The 4546-nt window shown below is 46.6% G+C and carries 9 protein-coding genes; 2 read left to right on the top strand and 7 right to left on the bottom strand.

All coding sequences use genetic code 11. The features are described from left to right. The coding region (locus tag ACGCCZ_RS06905; protein WP_411655636.1) for a MurR/RpiR family transcriptional regulator at nucleotides 1-985 on the bottom strand (985 nt) is incomplete at its 3' end. A gap of 118 nt (nucleotides 986-1103) precedes the next feature. Between ACGCCZ_RS06905 and ACGCCZ_RS06900 the strand changes: the two genes are divergently transcribed. Continuing rightward, the gene (locus ACGCCZ_RS06900; RefSeq protein ID WP_411655635.1) at nucleotides 1104-1307 is read left to right on the top strand and encodes a hypothetical protein; all 204 of its coding nucleotides are present in this window, start codon (nucleotides 1104-1106) and stop codon (nucleotides 1305-1307) included. A 51-nt stretch (nucleotides 1308-1358) separates the two neighbouring features. Here ACGCCZ_RS06900 and ACGCCZ_RS06895 read toward each other — a convergent pair whose 3' ends face one another. The 5 genes from ACGCCZ_RS06895 to ACGCCZ_RS06875 are packed head-to-tail and all read right to left on the bottom strand — an operon-like array spanning nucleotide 1359 to nucleotide 3214. Further along, nucleotides 1359-1700: a hypothetical protein gene (locus ACGCCZ_RS06895; RefSeq protein ID WP_411655634.1), complete on the bottom strand. Its 342-nt coding sequence runs from the start codon at nucleotides 1698-1700 to the stop codon at nucleotides 1359-1361. Nucleotides 1701-1736: 36 nt separating this feature from the next. Further along, on the bottom strand, nucleotides 1737-2015 hold the full coding sequence (locus ACGCCZ_RS06890) for a hypothetical protein (RefSeq protein WP_411655633.1): 279 nt from the start codon (nucleotides 2013-2015) through the stop codon (nucleotides 1737-1739). Between the two features lie 39 nt (nucleotides 2016-2054). Then, the gene (locus ACGCCZ_RS06885; protein ID WP_411655632.1) at nucleotides 2055-2327 is read right to left on the bottom strand and encodes a J domain-containing protein; all 273 of its coding nucleotides are present in this window, start codon (nucleotides 2325-2327) and stop codon (nucleotides 2055-2057) included. Further along, complete coding sequence (locus ACGCCZ_RS06880) at nucleotides 2311-2583, bottom strand: DUF5685 family protein (protein WP_411655631.1); 273 nt, start codon at nucleotides 2581-2583, stop codon at nucleotides 2311-2313. Before ACGCCZ_RS06880 ends, ACGCCZ_RS06885 begins: the two co-directional genes overlap by 17 nt. A 22-nt stretch (nucleotides 2584-2605) precedes the next feature. Next, nucleotides 2606-3214, bottom strand: coding sequence for a DUF5685 family protein (locus ACGCCZ_RS06875; protein ID WP_411655630.1), 609 nt, complete (start codon nucleotides 3212-3214; stop codon nucleotides 2606-2608). 397 nt (nucleotides 3215-3611) lie between these two features. Here ACGCCZ_RS06875 and ACGCCZ_RS06870 point away from each other — a divergent pair, with 397 nt between their 5' ends. Beyond that, nucleotides 3612-4052: a GNAT family N-acetyltransferase gene (locus tag ACGCCZ_RS06870; RefSeq protein WP_411655629.1), complete on the top strand. Its 441-nt coding sequence runs from the start codon at nucleotides 3612-3614 to the stop codon at nucleotides 4050-4052. Nucleotides 4053-4238: 186 nt separating this feature from the next. Here ACGCCZ_RS06870 and ACGCCZ_RS06865 read toward each other — a convergent pair. Next, on the bottom strand, nucleotides 4239-4546 hold a 308-nt coding region (locus ACGCCZ_RS06865; protein WP_411655628.1), incomplete at its 5' end, for a LysM peptidoglycan-binding domain-containing protein.

The raw sequence follows: 4546 nt of genomic DNA, 5'->3' as shown, positions 1-4546 counted from the left end.
TTACTCGTTCGGTTATGCAGCCGATATTAACCAGAACGACTTCCATACTGGTGTGAGATTTCGCATTTATCGTGAAACGCTTTCGCGTTTTTGGTGCGCCGCTTTCAGTTGGCTCACTCTTGTGTTCATCCACCTTTTCATAAACTCCATATTCGTCCCAGATGTCCTCCAGATTCTGGAATACCTTTTTGACTTCATTGGATTTTTTCAGGGCTATGGTGACAATCAGGGCATTAATTAAACTGAGCGGTGCACAGAGGGAATCGACAATCGAAGCAATATCACTGCGTGCCAAAAGCAAATAGTCTGCTGGCTCTGCCAACGGTGAGTAAATTGCTGTCTGTGATAGCCACAACCTTGCGCCGCGTTTCCGGGCAAAATTCATCGCTTTTACCGCCTTGCGGGAATAACGTGGAAAACTGATGCCGATCACCACGTCGTTCTCGTCAATGCGGATCATCTGCTCAAAGATCTCTCCTTCGCTGGTGGACTGCACCAGAAGTACATTTTCAAACAGCAGATGCATGTAGTAGGACAAAAAAGTCGCCAACGCCAAGGAACTGCGCGCCCCCAAAATATAGATCTTTCGAGCCGAGGCGATTGCATCGGCCGCTTTATAAAAGTTTTCATGGGATGTCTCTTCCATGGTCCGCCGAATGATGTCGATGTCCTGGTTGAACACCGAGTCGAGAATATCATTCTCTCCAATGCGATTGGCGGTGACTTCCATCCGCTGAACCGACGTGAGCTTATTCCGGATCATCTCTTGCATGGCCTGCTGCAACTCCGGATACCCAGTATAACCGATCTCTGTGGCAAAACGCACCACAGTAGATTCGCTCACCCCCACTGTAGCGCCCAGGCGTGCGGCCGTCATAAACGCCACCTTGTCATAGTGCTCCAATATATATTTTGCAATCAGCCTTTGGCCCTTTGAAAAACTGGTCATCTTGTCTTGAATTCTGACGGTCAACAAGTTATTCATTTCAAATCCCATCCCCGCGCGGTAGATTTCATGAGGTTTGCCGCCACGTTCCGCGCGGAAAACGACGGCACTTTTCCAAATTAATGCAAAAAATAGTGGAGCTGTTTTCTCCAAATAAATGGCAAAAACGGTTCCACTCTATATTAAAACCAAAGTTTTGAAAAATCAAGCTTTTATTTCAGGTGAAGCCACCGCTGTACATTCTTATGCATGCGTTGGCAATAGACAACCACTAAACAAGAAAGGCAATAATCATACAGCAAAAACGCAACATTTCCAATCAACAAAAACACCCAAGGAAGGTACACACCAAAGACCGTGAAACTTTCTTCTGGGACTCCTAATAGATGAATGGAAAGAATAAACTCCACGATCATAGCCACATTGAACGACGGATACCGCCAACCAAGTGGAGAAATCTCCTCGAAAACTGTTCAAAATAGGCCTTCAGGATGGGATAATACCCAAAGAAGAGAACAAACATCGCTACGGCTTCTTTATCCGCCACTACCAAAAACGACAGCAAAGATGAAGCCACAAACGACGGCCACGCCCATCCCTTCCCCAACTCAATCACAGATAATATCCATAATGCCCCTGCTATAGCCGGCAGTGTATAAGAAGCAACCGGGAACAAATTGGTCAGAAACATCAGCGCTGTGCTCAACGCCACCAGCATTCCACTGAACGCCAGCTTCATCGTATGGTTTTTCAACAGCAACCGCCTCCGCCAAACGGGTTGCAACAGGCATCACAGCAAATCGCAGTCGCGCAAATATGCGCAGAAACTACACCCACCTACAGGCTGGGCATTGGGATTGTACCCGCCATAAACGCCATTTCGACGGTTGATCGCTTGGTTCATCGCCGCCCGATATTCCATATTATTGGGGTCCATCTGACAGGCGCTGGAAAAATGGTTATATGCTTCTTCCATCCAACCACGTTTATACAGGACGGTTCCTTTCAAAAAATGCCATTCTGCATCGCGCCCTCCACCAGGAACACCCGTTTCGAATTTGTTCTGCATCCGCTATGTCGACCCGTCATAATCAAATTCCGCACATCGCTAAAGCTGGAACGGAGAATTGGCGTCAGGAATACCCTGTCTATAACCTCCGCTCGGTTGTTGCGCGCTTCCAGCAGTATGCCCTCTACGCTGGGCCATAATCGTGTCATAGGCTTGGTTGATCTCTTTCATTTTCTCGTCCGCGAGATCTGCGACCGGGCTTCCGGCATAATTGTCTGGATGATATTTTTTCGCCAAGGTGCGATAAGCACTTTTGACTTCATCATCCGTCGCAGTGGGAGAGATTCCCAAAATCTTATACGGGTCCGACATGCTTTTCTTTCTCCTTCTCAAACAGGATTGCTCGCTGCATTTCCGGCAGGCCGAGAAATATCACATTGGTAACAATCGAACCAAACGGTTGCAGGTCCATCAAATTAACCACCGCGATCAACTGAGAGAGCGTCGCATTCAGAATCTGGTTTGCCTCTGCTTTCACTTCTTTCAGCCGCTCCGGGGAACAATTGGACTGTAATTGTTTTGTCACAATAAAAGGGTTAAAAGCCCCTTCGCGTAAATCTTTTTCCAAGTCGTCCGCTGCATCTATAATATTAGACCCAGCGGCCTGAAAAATACCCCGCCTGCCGCACAAGACGGTCTTCGGGGCTCAATTCCGGAGCTTCTGCGCCAAAAGCAAACACCTGCTCCATCATCTTGGCAGAAGGCTCCGCATAAAAGTCAATACTTTTCCCAGGATTCTGTTCTGCGGCTGCCTGTTCCATGGTTGCCAAAGCGACAATTTTATCCAATTCAGGATAGTCTCTTTCCGCCTTCCGGCGCATTCGAGAGACAAAAGGAAGCATAAAATACGACCGTAAACGCTTTAAAAAGCGGTCATCGGCTATGTTGTCCCGCACCTTTTGATAGACCATAATCACTGAAAGTGCGGAGGCCAAACGCAGTTCACGCTCCCCACCTGTACAAAATCCGCACTTTTTCATCGGATTGACCACACAGCGTCCCTCTTGAAAACTTGGACACCTTTTGTGTAAAGCCATCATCCACAACGCATAGAACGTGCAGTCATAACTGAGCGTCATCCTGGCAAAGATACCATAACGGTCGCCCAATTGCCGACATAAAGAACAATAAACCGCTCTATACTGTTCATATTCGCGCACACGCAACTCAAACTTTTGAGGTCTGATATATCCAAACACGAGGTCACCCTCCTTATGGTGCTCTGCGGGCAACGCCCGCCATGCACGTGCAAATTCCAAAGGGAACCTCGCCGCGCCTGCTCAATTTTCATGCGAATTTCTGCAAAATGGACTATTTAGTATTCTACTATATCCGCTACAGATATTTAATTAACAATATGTAAATTTTTCTCCATCTTCCGACGAATCTCCGTTATACCTCCACTGGATATTCCGATTTGCCATCAAACAGGGGTCTTTCCCATATGAAACCTGGGGAAGCTCTCCACTTTCCACCGAATGCCACTTGCTCCCCCGTGACTTTTAGCGATACATATGTTAAAATAAAAATTGCAAATATACGAAAAAGTATGGAGAAATCATCCATAAAGCTTTACAAAAAGGGGAAAATAGCATTATGCAGTTTATCCGGCACACAACCACAGACAGTGAAGGGTTTCAAAAGGCCCTTGCACTCTATCAAACTAGCTTTCCAGTCCGTAAGCAAAGGGGGCTCGACGAACATATCCGAGCTCTGACGAATCCGCAGTTTTACTGTGAAAGCATCTGGGATGGGAAAGAATTTTTGGGTCTGATGTTTTATTGGGAATTCAGCGGATACAGCTACATTGAACATTTCGCTATCCAAACCGATCTTCGCGGAGATGGGATTGGTTCTCAATGTCTCAAAGAATTTTGTAATCAAAGAGACCGCGTGATCTTTAGAAATCGAATCCGCCTGTCGATGACATATCCATTCGTAGAAAGGGATTTTACGAGCGTTTGGGATTTCATTACGATGGATATTTCTACATGCATCCTTCCTATCAAAAGGGATGCACTCCTCATCAGCTTCTGATTATGAGCTGGCCCAAATCCATCACGGAGGAAGAATACCGTGCCTTTTCCGGTGATTTATGGGGAACGGTCATGCAATACAGCCAAAATCCCAATCCTGTCTCATAACAAATCCATTAAGAGGAAGGACAAAATCCCCGTCCGCACGCTTGTAAGTTGTGGGACGGGGATTTTTATGTCCAGACGTTTACGGACGAATCCGCAAACGTTGCCCTGGATAGATCAGATCCGGCACTGCGATGTCATTGAGCCACATCAGGCGTTGTACGGTCGTTCCATATTTCTCTGCGATTCTAGATAGCGTATCGCCGGGACGTACTACATACCATTTTGGTACGCTTGTGTTCGTATTGGTATCCGGTACGAAGATCCTTAGTTTTTGACCTGGGTAAAGCACATCCGTGTCAACAAGGCCATTATATCGGGCAATATCATTGACCGTCGTGCCAAAGTTTTTGGCAATATTCCAAAGAGTATCGCCCTCTCTCACTGTAT

Origin of the sequence: Anaeromassilibacillus sp. SJQ-1, assembly GCF_046693725.1 — a bacterium.
Classification (GTDB): domain Bacteria; phylum Bacillota; class Clostridia; order Oscillospirales; family Acutalibacteraceae; genus Anaeromassilibacillus.
The sequence above is the reverse complement of the archived record's forward strand: the minus strand, read 5'-3'. Positions and strand labels throughout refer to the sequence as shown.

Bases quoted from the DNA above. Each gene is read 5' to 3' on its own strand.
- ACGCCZ_RS06885 (WP_411655632.1), bottom strand. From the start codon at position 2,327: ATGTCGGACCCGTATAAGATTTTGGGAATCTCTCCCACTGCGACGGAT.
- ACGCCZ_RS06870 (WP_411655629.1), top strand. From the start codon at position 3,612: ATGCAGTTTATCCGGCACACAACCACAGACAGTGAAGGGTTTCAAAAG.
- ACGCCZ_RS06890 (WP_411655633.1), bottom strand. From the start codon at position 2,015: ATGCAGAACAAATTCGAAACGGGTGTTCCTGGTGGAGGGCGCGATGCA.
- ACGCCZ_RS06900 (WP_411655635.1), top strand. From the start codon at position 1,104: ATGGCAAAAACGGTTCCACTCTATATTAAAACCAAAGTTTTGAAAAAT.